Origin of the sequence: Thiorhodovibrio winogradskyi, assembly GCF_036208045.1 — a bacterium.
GTDB lineage: Bacteria > Pseudomonadota > Gammaproteobacteria > Chromatiales > Chromatiaceae > Thiorhodovibrio > Thiorhodovibrio winogradskyi.
This window is the reverse complement of record NZ_CP121472.1, coordinates 291,138-309,987: the sequence shown is the minus strand read 5'-3', so window position 1 is coordinate 309,987 and position 18,850 is coordinate 291,138. Positions and strand designations below refer to the sequence as shown.

The window sequence follows — 18,850 nt, the reverse complement described above, 5'->3', positions numbered from 1 at the left end:
CAGGGAGCCAGGCCCTCAGACATCACCCTGCTGTGGATGCTCACGCTGATGCGGTTGCAGGAATTTATTCACCGCGTTGATGTAGGCCTTGGCCGAGGCGATGACAATATCGGTGTCCGCGCCCTGGCCGTTGGCGATGCGCCCGCCTTTTTCCAGGCGCACCGTCACCTCGCCGAGCGCGTCGGTGCCGCTGGTAATGGCGTTCACCGAGTAGAGCTTGAGCGTGGTGCCACTCTCGATGATGGACTCGATCGCCTTGAAGGTCGCGTCCACCGGGCCGCCACCGCTGGCGGTGCCCTGAATTTCCTCGCCTTCCAACACCAGGGTGACCTGCGCCTGGGGGATTTCCCCAGTCTCCGAGCACACCCGCATGGTGCTCAGCTTGACGCGCTCGTTGGTGGCGTCGATGGTGGCATCCGTGACCAGGGCTTGCAAATCCTCGTCGAAAATCTCGTGCTTCTTGTCGGCCAGATCCTTGAAGCGGCTGAAGGCGGCATTGAGTTCCTCCTCGGAGGCAAAGGCCACGCCCAACTCCTGCAGGCGCATGCGAAAGGCATTGCGCCCGGAGTGTTTGCCAAGCACCATGCGGTTCTCGCTCCAGCCGACATCCTGGGCGCGCATGATCTCGTAGGTCTCGCGATGCTTGAGCACGCCGTCCTGATGAATGCCGGACTCGTGCGCGAAGGCGTTGGCGCCAACAATAGCCTTGTTCGGCTGGATCGGGAAGCCGGTAATGCTGGAAACCAGGCGCGAACAGGGCACGATCTGGGTCGCATCAAGGCGCGTCTGGCAGCTGAACAAATCCGGACGGACCCGCACCGCCATGACAATTTCCTCAAGTGCCGCGTTGCCGGCGCGCTCACCCAGACCATTGATGGTGCACTCCACCTGGCGCGCGCCATGGCGCACCGCCGACAGCGAGTTGGCCACCGCCAGACCGAGATCATTATGGCAATGCACCGAGAACACGGCTTTATCCGAGTTGGGAATGCGCTCGCGCAGGGTTTGGATCAACTGCCCGAACTGATGCGGAATGGCATAGCCGACAGTGTCCGGGATATTGAGCGTGCGCGCGCCGGCATCGATCACCGCCTCGAGAATCCGGCACAGAAAATCAATTTCCGAGCGCCCGGCGTCCTCGGGTGAGAACTCGACATCATCCGTGTACTGGCGTGCGCGCTTGACCGCATGCACCGCCTGCTCGACCACCTGGTCGGGCGTCATGCGCAGTTTTTTCTCCATGTGAATGGGAGAAGTGGCGATAAAGGTATGAATGCGCCCGGAGGCGGCATTGCGCAGCGCCTCGCCAGCGCGGTCGATGTCCTTGTCGAGCGCGCGTGCCAGGCCGCAGACGGTCGAGTCCTTGATGGTCTCGGCCACCGCCTTGACCGCCTCGAAGTCGCCCGGGCTGGCGATCGGAAAGCCGGCCTCGATCACATCCACGCGCAGCTTCTCAAGCGCGCGCGCGATCCGGACCTTCTCGTCCTTGGTCATGGAAGCGCCAGGGCTCTGCTCGCCATCGCGCAGGGTGGTGTCGAAGATGATCAAGCGGTCCTGATCATTGATGGGATCGCCTATGGGATCTGTGGTGAAATCGCTGGTGGCCTTGGTCGTCGGGTCGCTCATGGTCGTGCTCAATCTGGTTGTGCGGCGTCATCTGACTGCTAAATCCTGTCGCTGGCGCGCGACTGCGTCAAGGCCAAGCTTAGCAGGTTGATTCCCTCAATACCCAGCGCCCCATGGCGGACAGCCCACGTCAGGTCGTCCGGTGAACGCGGGTGCCGAAGCTGTCTCAACGATTCTTCAAATAAAAATCCAGCAGGGCGCGGGTTGAGCCATCGTGGTGCTCGGCCATCACGCGGCCTTCTTCAAGCTCTTTGAGAATCACAGTGGCGAGTTGCTTGCCAAGTTCCACGCCCCACTGATCGAAAGAATTCACGCCCCAGATGACGCCCTGGCAGAAGATTTTGTGCTCATACAGAGCAATGAGGGCGCCCAGGGTGCGGGGGGTGACTTCCTCGACAAACAAAGTATTGGTCGGTCGGTTGCCATCGAACTGGCGGTGCGGAGCCAGGCGTTCGGCCTCGGCGCGCGGCATGCCAGCGGCGAGCATGCCCTCTAGTGCTTCTTCCGCTGTGCGCCCGCGCATCAGGGCCTCGGTCTGGGCCAGGCAGTTGGCGATGAGCTTGGCATGATGATCGCCCAAGGGGTTGTGGCTGTGCACGGGGGCGATGAAATCGCAGGGGATCAACTCGGTGCCCTGGTGGATGAGCTGATAGAAGGCATGCTGGCCATCGGTGCCGGGCTGCCCCCAGACGACGGGCCCGGTGGCATGGTCCACCCGCGTGCCGTCGAGGGTGACGTGCTTGCCGTTGCTCTCCATGTCGCCCTGCTGAAAATAGGCCGCGAAATGCTCTAGATATTGGTCGTAGGGCAGGATGGCGAGCGTCTTGGCGCCAGCGAAGTTGATGTACCAGACCCCGAGCAGCGCCATGATGACCGGCAGGTTGTCCTCCAGTGGCGCGTCGCGGAAGTGGTTGTCCATCTCGTGCGCGCCCTCGAGCAGCTCGACAAAGTTGTCGAAGCCGATGGCCAGCGCGATGGGCAGGCCGATAGCGGACCACAGGGAGTAACGCCCGCCGACCCAGTCCCAGAAACCAAACATCTGTTCGGTGTCAATGCCAAAGGCCTCGACCTTCTCGGCATTGGTTGACACCGCCACGAAGTGCCGCGCCACGGCGGATTCATCTCCCAGCAGATCGACCAGCCAGCGGCGCGCGCTCTGGGCGTTGGTCATGGTCTCCATGGTGGTGAAGGTCTTGGAGGCGACGATGAACAGCGTGGTCTCCGGGTTCAGGTGCTTGACGGTTTCGGACAAATGGGTGCCATCGATATTGGAGACGAAGTGCAGACGCAAATCCTCGCGCTGATAGGGCATGAGCGCGCCGCAGACCATTTTGGGGCCGAGATTGGAGCCGCCGATGCCAATGTTGACCACATCGGTGATGCGCTTGCCGGTGAAGCCGGTCCAGTCGCCATCGCGCGCCTGGTTGACGAAAAAGCGCATGCGCTCAAGTACTTGGTTGACTTGGGGCATGACATCCTCGCCATCGACCAGGATGGGCGTGTTGGCGCGGTTGCGCAGCGCGATGTGCAGCACCGCGCGTCCCTCGGTGCTGTTGATGGGCTCGCCGGCGAACATGCGCGCGCGCTGCTCCTCGAGCCCCGCGCCGCGGGCAAGCTCGCGCAGCAGGTGGAGAGTTTCGTCACTGGCGATGTTCTTGGAGTAGTCGAGATGAATGCCGGCGGCATCGCGTGTCATGCGCGCCGCGCGCTCGGCATCTTGCGCGAACAAGTCGCGCATTGTTTGCTGGCTCATCTGTTGCCAGTGACCGGCCAGTGCCTGCCAGGCGGGAGTGGTGCTGATCAGTGCCATCGGAGTCTCTTGTTTAATTGCTGGTTGTTAGTCGTTGGTCGTTAGTTGCTAGCAACTAACCCAAGCCATTGCGCCAGTCCTGGTCGTCCTTATCGAACAACCGGTTGGCTTCGCTCGGGCCCCAGGTGCCAGCCGGGTAAGTGTGGATGAACTCGCGCTCGGTCGCCCAGAGTTTGATGACCGGATCGACCACCCGCCAGGCGTATTCGACCTCGTCGGAGCGCAGGAACAGTGAATGATCGCCGGCGATGACATCCAGGATCAGTGCCTCGTAGGCGTTGATCTGGTCGCGGCCCCTGGTACAGGTGCTGGCGTCCAGGGTTTCGGTTTGGGTGCGCATTTCCAGGCCCGGTTCCTTCACCAGCAGCTCAAAGCGCATGCACTCATTGGGCTGGATGCCGAGCAGCAGCCAGTTGGGCCGCAGTTGCTCAATCGCCGTCGTATTAAACAACTGCTGCGGCGGGTGACGGAAACGAATGGCGATCAGCGACTGAGAGTCTGCCAGGCGCTTGCCGGTGCGCAGGTAAAAGGGCACATTGCGCCAGCGCCAGTTGTCGATGTAGAACTTGAGCGCGGCGAAGGTCTCGGTGCTGCCGCGGGCATCGACCCCGGGCTCGTCGAGATAACCCGGCACCCGCTGTCCCTCGACCTGGCCGCCTCGGTACTGGGCGCGGAAGGCATGGGCATTGACCGCCTGGCGCGGAATGGCGCGGATGGAGCGCAGCACCTTGACCTTTTCATCGCGCAACGCCTCGGCATCCATGCTCGGTGGTGGTTCCATGGCGACCAGGGTCAGGAGTTGCAGCAGATGGCTTTGGATCATGTCGCGCAGGGCGCCGACGCCATCATAAAAGCCAGCGCGCTGGCCAATGCCGCGACTCTCGGCATGGGTGATCTGGACGTGATCGATGTAGTTGCGGTTCCACAGCGGCTCGAACAGCAGATTGGCGAAACGGAATACCAGCACATTCTGCACCGTGTTCTTGCCGAGGTAATGATCGATGCGATACAACTGGTGCTCCTGGAAGCGTCGCCGCAGCCGCTCGCCGAGAATGCGCGCGCTTTCCAGGTCATAGCCGAAGGGCTTCTCGATCACCAGGCGCACCCAACCGTTGTCCTCGTCCGCCAGGCCGTTGGCCGCGAGACGGTCGGCCACATCGCCATAGAACTCGGGGGCGATGGCGAGATAAAAGGCCAGATTGGCTGGCAAATCGCCCTGACCGCGCAGGCGCTTGGCCAGGCGGGCGAAGGCGGCATCCTCGCGCAGATTGCCCTCGATAAAATGCAGGCGCGCGCTTAGGCGCCCGAGGATATCCTGATCGATGCGCTCGCCGAGTTGCTCGGCGAGAATGCCCCGTACCTCATCGCGCCATTGTTCATCGGACCAGTCGCGCCGGCCAAAGCCCAAAACTCGTGTCTCCGCGGCCAGATGACCACCGCGTTCAAGCTGATAGAGCGCGGGCAGTAATTTGATTTGCGCCAGGTTTCCGGTTGAGCCGAAAATGACGATGGTGCAGGGTGGATTGCCAGCGGGATTGAGGGCCATGGCCATAAGGATCTCCTGTGGGGCGGTCGCGGCCAGTCGTGTCGGTCAAGGGCACCCCGATCCTGGGTTGGGGCCTCGGCTGTCGGGCAAGAAGGAACAGCCGCGAACGCGCCATGCGCCCCCGGCGCACTCAGCCGCCGTCTGTGCTACCTTGTGATGCGTCACTATCCATTGATTCCAGAGTCTGTCAACCTTGCTGCATGGTCGCCTGGCCTCGTATCAAGCGGCGGAGCAGGCTCGCTTTGCATTTTCAGAGGTTGGTTCTGATGAGCATGATCCGAGAACGCGCTGCTGAGGGTGCGGTGGGCTTCGATGTGCTCTTTGCCAGCAGCGAGGCTTTGCCGTTGATTAAAACCGGTGGGCTGGCGGATGTCGCCGGCAGCCTGCCAGTGGCACTGCGCTCTCTTGGGCATGATGCGCGATTGATTTTGCCTGCCTATCCGCACGCGCTCAAACAAGTGCGGGAATTGCGTTCGGTCTGCGAGCTGCGACTGCCCGGCGCCCTGAGCCCGGTGCGGGTGTTGAGCGGCTTCATGCCTGACCGCGACCTGCCCGTCTATCTGGTGGACGCCCCCGAGCATTTCTGTCGCGAGGGGAATCCTTACACCGATGTCAGCGGGCGCGACTGGGGCGACAATGCCGAGCGCTTCCTGCTGTTCAGCTCGGCGGTGGCGACTGTGGCCATGGGGGTGCCAGCGCTCAATTGGCGTCCGCGACTGCTGCATTGTAACGACTGGCAAACGGCTTTGGCCCCGGCGCTGCTGCGCGATCAGGACGAACGCCCGGCGGTGGTTTTCACTATTCATAATCTGGCCTATCAGGGGCTGTTCGACCGTGCGACCTTCGATCGACTTAAACTGCCGCCAGCGCTCTGGTCAGTGGCCGGGCTGGAGTTCCATCAGCGGCTGTCCTTCATCAAGGGCGGCATTGTCTTTGCTGATCGGGTCAACACCGTCAGCCCCACCTATGCCGATGAGGTGCGCACCAACCAGTTTGGTTGCGGGCTCGATGGCTTGCTGCGCCAGATTGGCGGGCGCTTTCAGGGTATTTTGAACGGCATTGACTACCAAACCTGGAACCCGGCGACCGATCCCGCGCTGACCCAGCCCTACGACATTGAGAACGTTCATCTGAAGGCCGGCAACAAGCTTGAAGTTCAGCGCCTGTTCAATCTGCCGCACGATGAGAATGCTTTCGTGCTCGGCTATATCGGGCGACTGGTGGAACAAAAGGGCGTTGATCTGATCGTCGAGATGCTGCCCTGGCTGCTTGAGGATCCGAGCGTGCAGGTGGTGTTACAAGGCTCGGGCGAGGCCAGTCTGGAGCTGATGCTCAAGCGCGTGGCCGAGTCCCATCGTGATCGCGTCGGGGTCTATGTGGGTTATGACGAGGGCCGCGCCCACCTGATCGAGGGCGGCTGTGATGCGTTCTTGATGCCTTCGCGCTTCGAGCCCTGCGGACTCAATCAAATGTATAGCCTGCGCTACGGCTGCGTGCCCATTGTGCGGCGTACCGGCGGCCTGGCGGATACCGTGAGTGATGGCCGTCAGGGACCAGCGACCGGTTTTCTGTTCGATGAGCCGAGCGCCGAGGCTCTTTGTGCCAAGGTGCGCGAGGCCATCAACCTATGGCGTCATGACCAAAACGCCTGGCGGGCGCTCATGCGCGCCGGCATGGAGCAGGATTTGAGCTGGCAAGCCAGCGCGCGCCAGTACCAGGGCTACTATGACGAGGCACTGCAAGCACGCCAGGAACTGGAACGCGCCTTGGCCTGAGCTTGTCTTTAATCGGATGCGATTTGGGCCGCGCTTTGGGACAAAGTCTGATCCGGAACCTGAGCCAGGGCCAGATCCTGATCAGGATCCTGATCAGGATCCTGATCAGGAGCCGGATCGGAAACCTGATCGGAAACCGGGACTCAGGCCGCCTGAGCGGTAATCTTGTGACCCGTACCTGTTACCTCATTACGCGCATTGCAGTAAACAAGCCTTGGCTGGTGCATGCGCGCCTCGGCCTCGGTCAGGGCGACATAGGTGCAGATGATCAGCCGATCCTTGGGCGCGGCCTTGTGCGCAGCCGCGCCATTGACGGAAATAATGCGCGAGCCCGGCTCGGCCGGAATGGCGTAGGTGGTGAAACGCTCGCCATTGGTCAGGTTGTAGATGTGAAGCTGCTCGAACTCCAGAATGCCCGCGCGCTCGAGCAGTTCCGAGTCGATCGCGCAGGAGCCCTCGTAGTCGAGTTCCGCGTGCGTCACACAGGCGCGATGCAGTTTGCTTTTCAGCATGGTCAGTTGCATGGGGGTCTCCAGAAAAAGGCGGTGCGCCTTGGCAATGGCCATATTTTCGCCGCCCGCTTCATGGCTTGGCAAGCCGGGTCTGGATGGCGAGGGCCGCAGCGCGTCGCCGTGGCCGCGAGCTGAACGAATACCAGGGCGCGGCATCTTGGCCTAGTCGCCATTGTCGGTCGCATTTTTCAGTCCCCGCAAAATCTGCGCGGCAATTTCCTCGATTGACTGGCTGGTGGTATTCAGGGCCGGGATGCGCAAGCGTTTGAACATCTCCCCGGCGGCGCGCAGTTCGACTTGGCAGCGACGGGACGAGGCGTAATCACTACCGGGGCGGCGCTCCTCGCGGATCAGGTGCAGACGCTGCGCGTCGATGGTCAGGCCAAACACCTTAGCCCGCAGCGCGCGTATCTCATCCGGCAGGTCGCCGCGCTCGAGGTCAATGTCAGTGATAGGGTAATTGGCCGCGCGCAGACCATAGTGCATGGCCAGATAAAGGCAGGTCGGCGTTTTGCCGGAGCGCGACACCCCGGCCAAAATCACGTCGGCATGGCGAAAATTGGCCGGTTTCACGCCATCGTCGTTGCTCATCGCAAAGTTAATGGCTTCAATGCGCTTGGTGTAGGAGCTTGGCTTGGTGATGGCATGACTGCGCCCGGGCTGGCGGCTGGGTGTCAGGCCCAGCTCGGCGCCGAGCGGCGCGACAAAATGCTCGAATACCTCGATATAAAAGCAGTTGCCGCCGCGCAGAATCGCACCGATGCCTTGATCAAGCATGGTGGCCACGCAGATCGGGCGCGCGCCATCGCGATCACAGGCCTCCTGCATGCGCTGCGTCAGCGCCCGGGCGCGCGCCTCGGTGTTGATGTAGGGCATGTAGACTTCCTCGAACTCCACGCCGTCGAACTGCGACAACAGGCTTTGTCCAAGGGTCTCGGCCGTGATGCCGGTGCTTTCCGAGGCGAAAAAAACCGTCCGTTTGGGGCGATCTTGTTGGCCGCCCAAGGCCGACTCATTAAGGGCGTTCACGGGTCACCTCCGGCGATGAGCTAATGAGATTGTCCGGCACGGCCGCGTTACCGCCATCACCGTGCCCGCCATCAATAGCCGCGAGCATCTCATCGTAGAGTGCCCAGGCCGTGGCGGCATCCTCGGGGGTGACACGCTCAATGGCGCGACCAAGATGCACCACAACATGGTCGCCAACCGCGAGATCCTCATGCATGAGCATGAGGAGATTCGCGTCGCGCTCCACCCCCTTCGCCTCACAGCGCGCCATCAAGCCATTGATGGCTTTAATTTGCATTGGAATCCCAAGACACATGTCGCCCAACTCCTTCCATCATCCGGGCTGAAAGCGCCCGGCTCCAGACTAAGTCCCACCATACCCTAATGGCAAGCAGGCAGATTGGCCGCAATCAGTCAGCAAGAGCTCGCAACTCCGCCATGCGCGTGCGAAATGTGCCAAGGCAGCGATAGCAGTTCGCGTTCGCCGATGGCACGGCCGCCGACATCAGGTCTTGGAGCCCATGGTTTTTCGCGCGGATGGGCGCTCAACCAGAGGCGGATAACATCCTCGGTGGCGGTGGCGAGGAGTTCCCCGACCTCGGCTTCGGCTTGTGCCAGGGTCATGGGCCCTGGACAAAGGCTGAACAGGGCGGTCAGTCCAGCGTGATGCAGGGCTTGGCGCTCGCTGGCCGAGCTTGGCAGGCGCCCGGCGATGGCGATGCAGGGGACGGCGGCCGCGGCAGCGCGCGCGGCGATAACACCCGTGGCTTTGCCCTGCAGGCTGGAGGCATCGACTTGGCCTTCGGCGGTGAGGACGAGATCGCTTTCCTGCAATCGCTCGGCAAAACCGGCGAGGTCGAGCAAATAGCTGGCGCCGGGTTCGAGTCGGGCGTTGCAGCAGGCGAGCAGACCGGCACCGAGGCCACCAGCGGCGCCGCTGCCGGGTTGTTCGGCGACCTTCTGGCCAAGATCGCGCGCGTAGCACTCGGCGAGCTGGCGCAGGCCGGCGTCGAGCATGGGAATCTGGTCCGGGCGGGCGCCTTTCTGTGGGGCGTAGATGGCCGCGGCGCCTTGCGGTCCGCACAGGGGATTGGCGACATCGCGGATGGCGATGATGTCGGCGGTGTGCAAACGCGGGTCGGCCCCACTGGCATCGATGCGCGCGACCTGGTTCAGGCTGGCACCCATGGGCGGGAGTTGTTGACCCCTTGCATCGAGAAAGCGATAGCCAAGCGCGCTGGCGGCGCCCATACCGCCGTCATGGGTGGCGCTGCCTCCCAAGCCGATCAAAATGCGCCGGGCGCCGAGGTCGAGCGCGGCGCGCAGGCATTCACCGGTGCCCCAGGTGGTGGTATGCAGGGGGTCGCGCTCGGTCGGGCCCAGCAGGGCGAGTCCGCTAGCCAAGGCCATTTCGATGGCGGCCGTGCGCTCCGCGGGCAGCCATAGCAGGGCGGCCGTGACCTGTTTGCCGCGTGGTCCGGTGACGCGCAGGCGGTGGCGCTCGACCTGTTGCTGGGGTCGCCATAGGTGTTCGAGAATCTCGAGCATGCCGTCGCCGCCGTCGGCCATGGGCAGCTGCCTTGGTTTGCACGCACAGCATGCACGAAGAACACCCTCTGCCATGGCGGCAGCGGCGACCAAGGCCGAGCAGCTACCCTTGAAGGCGTTGGGGGCGATAAGAATCCGTCGGGGCATGGCAGCGGGGCCGAGGCAGATCAGCGGCAGGTGGCGAACGCCAGTGTTCGGACAGGCATCCGGCCAGGCATCCAGTTAGGCGGCTTCGGCCAGGCGCTCAAGCAGGCTTTGCGGGCTGCGTTCGTCGATGCCCTGCATGAGTTCATCCATGGTGCGCGCAAGGGCACCGATGTCGCTGTCGCGCACGATGGCTTTGACTTCGAGCAGGGAGCCAGGTTGCATGCTAAGTTCGCGCAGACCGAGGCCAAGTAGCAGACGGGTGTAGCGGGCATCGCCAGCCATTTCCCCACACATGCTCACACGCGTGCGGGTTTTGGCGGCGGCCTCGATGATGTGGCGAATCAGGCGCAGCACGGCCGGGTGCAGGGGTTCGTACAGATAGCTGACGGAGTCATCAAGGCGATCAATGGCCAGGGTGTACTGAATCAGGTCATTGGTGCCGATGGATAGGAAATCGAGCCGGCGCGCGAGCGACTCGGCCATTAGGGCCGCGGCGGGGACTTCGATCATGCCGCCGATGGGCATCAGTGGATCGAACTTCAGCCCTTGGGTGCGTAGCAGGCGCTTGGTGGTTTGAATCAGCCGCAGCAGAGTGTCGATCTCATTGAGCGTTGAGATCATCGGGATCATCAGGCGCACCGGCCCGACGGCGGATGCGCGCAGAATGGCGCGCAATTGCGGCAGAAAGAGGTCCGGCTCCTTCAAACACAGGCGAATGGCGCGCAGTCCCAGTGCCGGGTTGGTCAGCGGAGGCAGGCGGTCGGACAGGTACTGGATGTTCTTGTCCAGCCCCAAATCCAGGGTGCGGATAGTGAGCGGCAGGCCGTTCAGCGTCTTGAGGATGCCGAGATAATCGGCGAGATGCTCTTCCTCGCTCGGCGCCCGGGTGTGGTTGAGGTACAAAAACTCGGTGCGATAGAGCCCAACCCCAGAGGCGCCGTTTTGCTGCGCGGCGGCGCTGTCCTCGGGCAACTCCAGGTTGGCGAGTAGCACCACGGGCACGCCGTCGCGGCTGGTGGAGGGGCGGGTGAGCAGTTGTTTGAGCGTGGCGCGGCGCTGTTCGGCGCTGCTTAGGCGGCGGCGGAAGAACGCGAGTGTCTCGGAGTCGCTGGTGGCCAGAACGCAGCCGGTCTCTGCGTTGACCACGACCTGTTCGCCATGGCGAAGTATCTCGGTGGCACGATGCACGCCCATGACGGTTGGGATATCGAGGCTGCGCGCCAGGATGGCGGTGTGCGACATGGGGCCGCCATGCTCGGTGATAAAAGCGCCAACTCCGCGCTGGCCCAGCACGATGGCATCGGCCGGCGTCAGGTCGTCGGCGACCACCACGACTCCCGCGACAGTGTCGCTGGCAAACTCCTGAGCATCAGAGTCAACACCGCCGAGAAACACCTGAATCTGGCGCACCACATGCTCGACATCGTCGCCGCGGCTGCGCAGGTAGGGATCATCCATCTCCTCGAACACCTGCACCAGGATGTCGCGCTGCAGCTTGAGCGCCCAGCCGGCGTTGAGATGTTGGTCGCGAATCAGATCGCGGGTAGCGTCGACCAACGCCGAGTCGGTCAGCATCAGCAGGTGGGTGTCGATGAACTCGGCAATGTGGGCCGGGGTGTCGGCCGGAATCTGATGGCGAATGCGCTCAAGGTGACGACGGGCCGCATCAAGGGCGGCATCGAGGCGACGCAACTCGGCATCGGGATGCGCGACCGGCTCCGCCGAAAAGCTCGGTTCCTGTTTGAGCAGATAGGCTCGGCCAACGGCAAGCTTACGCGCGCCGGCGACGCCGAGCCCGCACAGGGCGGTGATCATTCACCCTCCCCGAAGTAATCTCCGATCAGTGCCTCGAGGGCATCCATGAGCTCCTGCTCGTCGGCGCCATCGGCCTCGATGGTAATGGTGGTGCCGCGTGCAGCGGCCAGCATCATGACACCCATGATGCTCTTGCCATTGACGCGGCGACCCTCACGCTCGACCTGCACCGTGCTCTCGAACCCGCTGGCGCAGGTGACGAATTTGGCTGCGGCACGTGCATGCAGGCCAAGGCGATTAATGATATCGATGTCTTTGCGAACCACGGGTTTGGTATCGAATCAGCAGTTGTTGTGATGCAACGACAAACCAAGCTTAACCATGGCCGTCATCCTTGCAGTGTTCATTGCCGTTGTTGATGTCGTCGCCAGTGTCATTATTGTCATTGTCGATTATTGACTCACCAGATGGCCAAAAAAACCTTGACGACAAAACATAAAATTCCCACAGGATCCTTAGATTAAGGGTCTGATCTCAGCAGGCTGGGATTGAGGCTCATTGAGCTGGCACAGCAGCACGCCCTCGCGCCCGCCGCTGAGTGCCTTTTCGGTAATGCCACCCAGGTCAAGTGAATGATAATTGAGCGCGCGCACCAGCATGGGCAGATTCACCCCGGTCAGCACCCGCACCTGATGGCCCTGGCGGATGCTATTGGCCACGTTCGAGGGCGTCGAGCCAAAGAGGTCGGTCAAAATCAACAAGCCGCTGCCGTCGTCGAGTTCGTTCGCCAGGCGGGTGGCGAGTGCTTGGAGCTGGTCGGGATCGTCGTACTCGGTGACATTGATCGCCGACGCGGCGAGCGGACAACGGCCAAACATACGGGTGGCGGTAGTCAGCAATTCGGCGCCGATCTGATTATGGGTGATGACGAGCAGAGAAACGCTCACGGCAGCTCCCGATGACGAACCAGAACACGGCGCCCGCCGTGATCGAAATGCGCGCGCACGGCCTCGGCCATGTAAACCGAGCGGTGCTGGCCGCCGGTGCAGCCGATGGCGATGGTCAGGTAGCTGCGCCCGTCGCGTTCGAAGCATGGCGTCCAGCGGTCCAGAAAGGCAATCAAATCCTCGCGCATGGCGATAACCTCGGCAAAGCCTTCCAGATAGTCGATCACCGCCTGGTCGCGTCCGGTTTGACCGCGCAGTGCTTCCTGCCAGTGCGGGTTGGGCAGGCAGCGCACGTCGAAGACAAAATCGAAGGATTCGGGCACGCCTTTTTTGAAGCCGAAGGATTGCAGCAGGATGGAGGTGCTAAGTTTCTGGCCGTTGCCGAGACAGCCGCGCACCAGATCGCGCAATTCGTGGATGTTGATGTGGGTGGTGTCGATGTGCGCATGGGCGACCTGGCGCAGCGGCTCGAGCAACTCGCGTTCGTAGTCGATGGCTTCGGTCAGGGAACGCTGTTCGCTGGTGAGCGGATGCTTGCGCCGCGTCTCGCTAAAGCGCGTCATGAGTCGCTCGGTCTGAGCCTCGAGAAAAATCAGCTGCGGGCTGATGCCCTGTTCGCCGAGCGCCACCAGGACCCGCGGTAGTTGACGCAAATCATCCGGGTGGCTGCGCGCGTCTATGCCCACGGCGGTGCCGACGCAGTCCGCGCACAAGGCCGGGTCACTCTGGCGCAGCCCCAGCGCGAGCTCGCTCAGCAGGAAGAGCGGCAGATTATCGATGCAGTTATAGCCGATGTCCTCGAGCGTATTGAGCGCCACGCTCTTGCCGGCGCCCGAGAGTCCGCTGACGATGATGAAATCCATGGTTTGACGGGCCTATCTTGGAGTCAGGTGGAATCAGCCGCGGATGATTCAAGTCCAGGCCTCGCGGGCGCTGTACTTGGCCTCCCAGACCGGCGCATCGGTGGCCAGGAGTTTGGCCTGACGCTCGGCCAGATCGGTTCCGGCATCATAGCCCCGGATACGCAGGATTTGGCTGCGCACGGCCGTCTCGAGCAGGACAGCGAGATTGCGCCCGGGTGCCACCGGGATGGTGATTTCCGGCACCGCGATACCGAGAATGGTGCGAGCGGACAGGCTGCCAAGCAGGCGGTCGACGTCGGCCAGTTCGCTGCTGTCGTAAGCCCGCATGCGAATGACCAGCTTTAGGCGGTCTGTCTCGCGCACCGCGCTCTCGCCGAACATGGCGCGAATATTAAGCACACCAAGGCCGCGTACTTCAAGAAAATCACGCAGCACGGGCGGGCAGTGGCCCTCGATGATCTCGGGTGCGACCCGGGCAAATTCAGGTGCGTCATCGGCGATGAGTCGGTGTCCGCGCGCGATGAGTTCGAGCGCCAGTTCGCTCTTGCCGATGCCGGGGTCACCGACCAGGAGCACACCCATGCCGAGAACCTCGAGAAAAACACCATGCAGGGTGATGCGCTCGGCAAAGGCATGAGTCAGCACATGCTGCAAGTGCTCCACAAGATCCTGGTCGTTCAGGCTCGAACCCAGCAAAGGGGTGTGCTCCCGCTCGGCACGGGCGCGGAATTCGGGGTCGGGCTCCAGCCCGTCGGAGAAAATGACCGCGATGGGTTGTGCGGTGAAGACCCGCGTCATCATGTCGGCGCGGGCGTCCGGGTGTAAATCGCTCAGGTAATCGGACTCGGCTGGACCGACAATTTGCACCCGGTTCGGGCGGATGCAGTTCATGGAGCCCACCAAACGCTGACGCGGAGGCTGAGTGGATGATGGGGCAGATGACCGGGTCGATGATGGGCGCTGGATGGATGACGAGGGTGGATTGAACAGAGGAATGGGCGTTGGCGGAGGCTCAAGTAGCCAGCGCAGCTTGAGCGGCTTGCTCAGGCTGTCGACCAGATGCTGCAGGGAGTCGCGGGCTTTCACCTGGCCCCGCGGGCTGGTGTCGGAGACGCCTGGGTGAGGATCTCGAGCAGTGCTCGTGGATCCTCGGCTGCGCGTAAGCGCTGGCGAAGTGGATCCTGATTGAAGATTTCCGCCAGATTGGCAAGCAGTTGCAGATGGGTCTCGTTGGCACTCTCGGGCACCAGGAGCGCAAAGGCGAGATTAATGGGTTGGTCGTCGATAGCATCGAAGGCGACGGGCTCGCGCATCTGAATGAAGGCACCAATGGAATCCGTGATATCCGCCACCCGTGCATGGGGTAGCGCCACGCCATGACCGAGGCCGGTGCTGCCGAGGCGTTCGCGCTCGAGCAGGCGATCAAACACTGCCTCGCGGCTGAGCTGGGGCTGCTCGGCGACCAGCAGCTCGGCCAGGGTTTCCAGCAGCCGCTTTTTGCTGCTGATGCTGGCCCCGGCGAGCACTCGGTGCTCGACGATGAGTTGCGGGGGAAACATGTGCGCTGGCTCTCCGGTGGAGTAAAGAAAAACCGGAGCCGGCATGACCGGCTCCGGTACCTGGTCATCAGTGAATGATGTCGGTCCGCTTGTGGTGGGACACTTGATAGGACGCTTGATAGGACAGGTGATAGGACAGGGGGGGCAGGCGCCGCCTTTGACCTCAGTCCTCCTCGAGCGCATCCGCTGCCGCCTCGTCGGTGGCGGCCAGTTCGGCGCTAGCCGCCTTGGCCCCGGGCGCGCGATGACTTTGGCGCTTTTCCTTGTGCTTGAGTACCTGGCGGTCGAGTTTGTCGATGAGCCCATCGATGGCGGCGTACATATCCTCGTGCGTGGCATCGGCATGGACATTGGCGCCATTGACGAGCAGCGTGGCTTCTGCCTTCTGGCGAAGCTTCTCGACGCTCAGGATGACGTTGGCATTGATGACATGGTCAAAGTGGCGCTCGAGGCGGGAAAATTTATTATCGACATAGTCCTTGAGTGGTTCGGTAATGTCGACATGATGCCCCGTGAGCTTGATTTGCATAGGTGATGACTCCTGGATGGTCGAACGCGGCGAAAAGCCGATGCAATGGCCGATGCAATAACAGGGTGGGATTTGACCACAAAAGGGCCGGAAGATGAAAACCCGACTGTCATGCGAGCCGCTTGCGCTCGTTCGAGGGCGGGATGCCCATGGCTTCGCGGTATTTGGCGACTGTTCGTCGTGCCACCTTAATGCCCTGATCCGACAGGATCTCGGCGATTTTATTGTCACTCAGTGGTTTGTTGGCCGTCTCCGCGGCGACCAACTTGCGGATAAAGGCGCGGATGGCAGTCGATGAACACTCGCCCCCTGAAGTCGTGTTGACGTGACTCGAGAAGAAATATTTAAACTCGAAAGTTCCCCTGGGGGTGTGCATGTACTTTTGCGTGGTCACGCGCGAGACGGTGGATTCATGCAGCTCCAACGACTCGGCGATGTCGCGCAGCACCAACGGGCGCATGGCCTCTTCGCCAAAATCGAAAAAGTCTTGCTGCAGCTCGACGATTTTAGTTGCCACGCGCAGGACGGTGTCATTGCGGCTGAGCAGGCTCTTGATAAACCACTGCGCTTCCTGCAGATGGGATTTCAGGCATTGATTGTCCTCGGCCTTGTCGGCACGCCGAATGAGCTGTCTGTAGCTCTCGTTCACGCGGATGCGCGGTGTGCTGTCCGGATTGAGCTCCACCCTCCAGCGGCCGTGGCGGCGGCGCACCAGCACATCGGGCTTGATGTACTCCGGTTGCACCTCGGTCACGGCCGAGCCTGGGCGCGGATTCAGGGAGCGGATCAGCGTCAGTGCCTGGCCCAAGGCGTCATCGTCGAGCTTGGTGCCGCGGCGCATGGCGTCCAGATCATTGCGCGCAAGGGCGTCGAAATGGTGCTCGCAGATGCGCAGCGCATGGTCGCGTCGAGGCTGGTTATCGGCCAGCTGGCGCAGTTGCAGGATCAGGCATTCGCGCAGATCGCGCGCCGCTAGCCCTGGCGGGTCGAAGCTCTGAATGCGATGCAGCACCGCCTCGATCTCGTCCTGCTCGAGTTCCGGGTCATTGAGAATCTCCGGCAGTTCGCTCAGATCCAGGCGCAGGTAGCCGTCGGCGTCGATGGCATCGATCAGCGCCTCGGCCACGGCCTGGTCGCGGGCGCCGAAACGGGTCAGATTGAGCTGCCAGGCGATATGATCGTGAAGGGTTTGCGGGCGCGAGCGCTGGGCGAAGAGGTCAAAATCATTGCCATCGCCGGACTGGGAGCCGGATTGGGCGCTGGCTTGAGCACCGCTGCTTGGCATGGAATCGAAGGTATCGGCAAGGGAATCGGCCGCGGTATCGGCAAAGGTATCCGTCCATTCGCTGTCGGTGGGCAGCTCGTTGGGCATGTCCTCGCGCTCCGGGCGCAGCGAACCATCGAGCCTGGCCTCCTCGAGACGCAGGGCGCTGGCCTCGTCCTGGTTGCGGCGATCTTCCCGAGTGCCTGGTTCCGGCAGGTCGTCATCGGCGTTCTCGAGCATCAGGTTGGACTCGAGCGCCTGTTGGATTTCCTGCTGGAGATCCAGGGTCGAGAGCTGCAGGAGCCTGATGGCCTGCTGCAGCTGCGGCGTCATCGTCAGCTGCTGGCCGAGGCGCAGTTGAATGCTTTGCTTCATCGCGAGGGCTTCAACTGACAGCGGGCAGGCAAGGTGACGGACAAGGTGGCCGGCAGCGGAACTTCGACGGGATGGGCATGGATGGCAATGTTGGAATGGCGAATGTAAATTGCATGGGGCAATTTTGATTGTAGCTGATCTTGGCCAACTCGATGCAAAGTCGGGGGCTCGGTCCTGGTGTCTGAATGTCAGAGAAAAGAGCGCTAGAGAACAAATCGTGCCCGTCATGGAGCGCAATTTGATGGGTCCAGGAGCTGATCACAGCCGAAAATGCTCGCCAAGATAGACGGCGCGTACCTGGGTATTGTCGAGCAAAACCGAGGGCGCGCCCTCGGCAATCACCTGGCCGTCGTTGATGATGTAGGCGCGATCGCAGATGTCGAGCGTTTCCCGCACATTGTGGTCGGTCACCAGCACGCCGATGCCGCGCTTGCGCAGATGGGTGATGATGTTTTTGATATCGACCACGGCAATGGGGTCAACACCGGCAAAGGGCTCGTCGAGCAACATGATTTTTGGCTCGACGGCAAGAGCGCGGGCAATTTCCAGTCGCCGGCGCTCGCCCCCCGACAGACTGAGGGCGAGGGATTGGGCAATGTGCGCGATGCCAAGCTCATCGAGCAACGCCTCGCAAGACTGGCGGCGCTGGTTGTCGTTGAGGTCAGGGCGGGTTTCGAGCACCGCCATCAGGTTGTCCGCGGCACTCAGTTTGCGAAATACCGATGGTTCCTGGGCCAGATAGCTCAGGCCGCGGCGGGCGCGCGCGTGCATGGGCGCGAGGGTCACATCCTCGCCAGCGAGCAGAATGCGTCCGGCATCGGCGCCTACCAGGCCGACGATCATGTAGAAGCTGGTAGTCTTGCCGGCGCCATTGGGACCAAGCAAACCGACCACCTCGCCGGCGCTCACGGCAATATCGACACCATCGACCACCCGGCGACGGCGATAGCTCTTTGCCAGACCTTTGGCCTGCAGCGCCAGAGTGTCCTGAGTGCGGGGGGCGGCAGTCATTCCTTTGGCGTGATGGTGATCTTGACGCGCTCCACGCCCTGGGCGCTAGTTCCGGCGGTGACGCGCGCGCTTGTTCGGTTATAGACGATGCGGTCATTGGCAAAGCGATCCTCGCCCTGAATCAGCACGGCGCGGTCGATCAGGGTCAGCACGTCGCTGTCAGCGTCGTATTCCATGCGCTGGGATTGCCCCAGCACTGGTTCGGTCTCCCCCTCGGGCATTTGTCGGTAACGTGCCGGATTGCCCGTGGCAATGATGATGCGTGGCTGGCGGTTTGCGCGATGCTGGACCTCGACCCGGTCGGCAAGAATGCGCAGGCTGCCCTGTTGGATATCGACGTTGCCGATGTACCAGCTTTGGGAGGTGTTTTCGTCAAATTCAGCCGCGTCCGCCTCAATGAACAGCGGCTGTTCCTGATCGCTGTCAAGCGCGAGTGTGGGCGTGGTAGTCAAGACAATCAGGCACAGTAGCGCCAGGGCGGGTCGCAAGGAAAGGGCGCCGCGGAAACCGGGATTGGAAACGCCGGGATCAGAAACATTGGGGCTGGGAGAAAGCATGGGTCTTATGGTGGCGAT

18 protein-coding genes are annotated in these 18,850 nt (G+C 62.2%); 1 reads left to right on the top strand and 17 read right to left on the bottom strand.

Annotated elements, in window-relative coordinates; translation table 11 throughout:
* Positions 1-15 precede the first annotated feature (15 nt).
* The 3 genes from Thiowin_RS01590 to zwf all read right to left on the bottom strand — a co-directional run bounded on the left by Thiowin_RS01590 (position 16) and on the right by zwf (position 4,988).
* A complete protein-coding gene (locus Thiowin_RS01590; protein WP_408034147.1) occupies positions 16-1,626 on the bottom strand; it encodes a 2-isopropylmalate synthase in 1,611 nt (536 codons plus the stop codon).
* Positions 1,627-1,792: 166 nt separating this feature from the next.
* Entirely contained in the window at positions 1,793-3,436 is a 1,644-nt protein-coding gene (gene pgi, locus Thiowin_RS01585; protein WP_328986007.1) for a glucose-6-phosphate isomerase, read from the bottom strand.
* A 55-nt stretch (positions 3,437-3,491) separates the two neighbouring features.
* Positions 3,492-4,988, bottom strand: a complete 1,497-nt coding sequence (gene zwf / locus Thiowin_RS01580; protein ID WP_328986006.1) for a glucose-6-phosphate dehydrogenase — start codon at positions 4,986-4,988, stop codon at positions 3,492-3,494.
* 260 nt (positions 4,989-5,248) lie between these two features.
* Here zwf and glgA point away from each other — a divergent pair, with 260 nt between their 5' ends.
* Positions 5,249-6,757: a glycogen synthase GlgA gene (gene glgA / locus Thiowin_RS01575; RefSeq protein ID WP_328986005.1), complete on the top strand. Its 1,509-nt coding sequence runs from the start codon at positions 5,249-5,251 to the stop codon at positions 6,755-6,757.
* Between the two features lie 143 nt (positions 6,758-6,900).
* On the opposite strand, the gene panD is transcribed toward glgA, so the two are convergent.
* From panD to lptA, 14 genes are all read right to left on the bottom strand, one after another.
* A complete protein-coding gene (panD, locus tag Thiowin_RS01570; RefSeq protein ID WP_328986004.1) occupies positions 6,901-7,281 on the bottom strand; it encodes an aspartate 1-decarboxylase in 381 nt (126 codons plus the stop codon).
* Positions 7,282-7,431: 150 nt separating this feature from the next.
* The gene (locus Thiowin_RS01565) at positions 7,432-8,298 is read right to left on the bottom strand and encodes a pyruvate, water dikinase regulatory protein (protein WP_328986003.1); all 867 of its coding nucleotides are present in this window, start codon (positions 8,296-8,298) and stop codon (positions 7,432-7,434) included.
* Entirely contained in the window at positions 8,285-8,575 is a 291-nt protein-coding gene (locus Thiowin_RS01560; RefSeq protein WP_408034146.1) for a HypC/HybG/HupF family hydrogenase formation chaperone, read from the bottom strand. Before Thiowin_RS01560 ends, Thiowin_RS01565 begins: the two co-directional genes overlap by 14 nt.
* Before the next feature lie 116 nt (positions 8,576-8,691).
* Entirely contained in the window at positions 8,692-9,972 is a 1,281-nt protein-coding gene (locus Thiowin_RS01555) for a glycerate kinase (protein ID WP_328986001.1), read from the bottom strand.
* Positions 9,973-10,047: 75 nt separating this feature from the next.
* A complete protein-coding gene (ptsP, locus tag Thiowin_RS01550) occupies positions 10,048-11,787 on the bottom strand; it encodes a phosphoenolpyruvate--protein phosphotransferase (protein ID WP_328986000.1) in 1,740 nt (579 codons plus the stop codon).
* Positions 11,784-12,053 carry an HPr family phosphocarrier protein gene (locus Thiowin_RS01545; RefSeq protein ID WP_328985999.1) on the bottom strand — a complete coding sequence of 90 codons (270 nt, stop codon included), beginning with the start codon at positions 12,051-12,053 and terminating at the stop codon, positions 11,784-11,786. The genes ptsP and Thiowin_RS01545 overlap by 4 nt, the downstream gene beginning before the upstream one ends.
* A 189-nt stretch (positions 12,054-12,242) precedes the next feature.
* Positions 12,243-12,674: a PTS sugar transporter subunit IIA gene (locus Thiowin_RS01540; protein ID WP_328985998.1), complete on the bottom strand. Its 432-nt coding sequence runs from the start codon at positions 12,672-12,674 to the stop codon at positions 12,243-12,245.
* Positions 12,671-13,537, bottom strand: a complete 867-nt coding sequence (rapZ, locus tag Thiowin_RS01535) for an RNase adapter RapZ (RefSeq protein WP_328985997.1) — start codon at positions 13,535-13,537, stop codon at positions 12,671-12,673. Before rapZ ends, Thiowin_RS01540 begins: the two co-directional genes overlap by 4 nt.
* A 48-nt stretch (positions 13,538-13,585) precedes the next feature.
* On the bottom strand, positions 13,586-14,623 hold the full coding sequence (hprK, locus tag Thiowin_RS01530; RefSeq protein ID WP_328985996.1) for an HPr(Ser) kinase/phosphatase: 1,038 nt from the start codon (positions 14,621-14,623) through the stop codon (positions 13,586-13,588).
* Positions 14,620-15,141 carry a PTS sugar transporter subunit IIA gene (locus Thiowin_RS01525; protein WP_328985995.1) on the bottom strand — a complete coding sequence of 174 codons (522 nt, stop codon included), beginning with the start codon at positions 15,139-15,141 and terminating at the stop codon, positions 14,620-14,622. Before Thiowin_RS01525 ends, hprK begins: the two co-directional genes overlap by 4 nt.
* A gap of 118 nt (positions 15,142-15,259) precedes the next feature.
* Positions 15,260-15,625 carry a ribosome hibernation-promoting factor, HPF/YfiA family gene (hpf, locus tag Thiowin_RS01520; RefSeq protein ID WP_328985994.1) on the bottom strand — a complete coding sequence of 122 codons (366 nt, stop codon included), beginning with the start codon at positions 15,623-15,625 and terminating at the stop codon, positions 15,260-15,262.
* 109 nt (positions 15,626-15,734) lie between these two features.
* On the bottom strand, positions 15,735-17,264 hold the full coding sequence (locus Thiowin_RS01515) for an RNA polymerase factor sigma-54 (RefSeq protein ID WP_328985993.1): 1,530 nt from the start codon (positions 17,262-17,264) through the stop codon (positions 15,735-15,737).
* Positions 17,265-17,522: 258 nt separating this feature from the next.
* On the bottom strand, positions 17,523-18,275 hold the full coding sequence (gene lptB / locus Thiowin_RS01510; RefSeq protein WP_328985992.1) for an LPS export ABC transporter ATP-binding protein: 753 nt from the start codon (positions 18,273-18,275) through the stop codon (positions 17,523-17,525).
* The gene (gene lptA / locus Thiowin_RS01505; RefSeq protein WP_328985990.1) at positions 18,272-18,832 is read right to left on the bottom strand and encodes a lipopolysaccharide transport periplasmic protein LptA; all 561 of its coding nucleotides are present in this window, start codon (positions 18,830-18,832) and stop codon (positions 18,272-18,274) included. Before lptA ends, lptB begins: the two co-directional genes overlap by 4 nt.
* Positions 18,833-18,850 lie beyond the last annotated feature (18 nt).